Consider the following 940-nt stretch of genomic DNA (forward strand, 5'->3'; position numbering starts at 1 on the left):
CCGGGCATCAGCTTCGGATTTATGCAGACGTATATGGGACGGAATTTGCAGCGGGCAGTGGCGGAAATCAGGGCCGAAGAAGCGGCGCAACAAAGGCGGGAGCAGCAGGCGGAAATCGGCGACGACTTTTATTAAACGGAGGATTGCGAAATGGCTTTAAAGTATACGATGGATAAAGACGAAATGATCGAAGCTATGGCGCAGTGGCTTACACGAAAAGGTTATGCGCCTGTGCACGGAAAGATATTAGTTAACTTTGAAGAAATTAGAGCGGAGTTTATTATCCGCGAAAAGTAGGAGGTGAACGCCATTGACTAACGAAAGAAACTGCGTCCTGGCTAACGGGTGCAAAGCGGCCGGCACGTCCGCCTGTACCCGCCAATGCCCGCACTTCATCGCACTACACGGCGCATCGGGCAACGGCGGCCGATCTGCGGCGGCAGGATTACCGCGAGAATACCGCCTAACAACGCTCGCCAATTCTCCGGCCAGAGCGGGGCAGCCTGCGGTATATAAATCGGTTGAAAACTACGTCAAGACGTTCGAGCGCCAATTTGAACAAACGGAAGGCTATATCGAACCGGCTGACCGGATTAAGTCGTTGTATCTATACAGTGCGAACTCCGGCACCGGAAAGACGACGACAGCGGCGGCAATCCTTAACGAATGGCTGCGCGTCCATTACAGCGGATCTTTGCGGAGAGGTTTAACGCCATCACTACGTCCCGCCTATTTCCTCGATGTGAACGAATGGCAGACGGAATTCAACCTCGCAACCATGACGAACGACGAGGACGGCCTAGCGGAATTCCAACGTAAGATGACGCTTGCGATGTCGGCTCCCTTTGCGGTGCTGGATGACGTAGGTGTGCGGGATTGTACGCCAGCATTTCGCGGATATCTTCACGCAATAGTTAACGCGAGAGTGACGAATCAACTT

The 940-nt window shown here is 53.3% G+C and carries 2 protein-coding genes; both read left to right on the top strand.

The window, feature by feature from the left end:
• Positions 1-150 precede the first annotated feature (150 nt).
• Positions 151-297, top strand: a complete 147-nt coding sequence (locus tag AB447_RS26015) for a hypothetical protein (protein WP_156416018.1) — start codon at positions 151-153, stop codon at positions 295-297.
• 13 nt (positions 298-310) lie between these two features.
• The coding region (locus AB447_RS23860) for a P-loop NTPase family protein (protein WP_057957780.1) at positions 311-940 on the top strand (630 nt) is incomplete at its 3' end.

This window comes from Bacillus glycinifermentans (assembly GCF_001042475.2).
GTDB classification, from domain to species: domain Bacteria; phylum Bacillota; class Bacilli; order Bacillales; family Bacillaceae; genus Bacillus; species Bacillus glycinifermentans.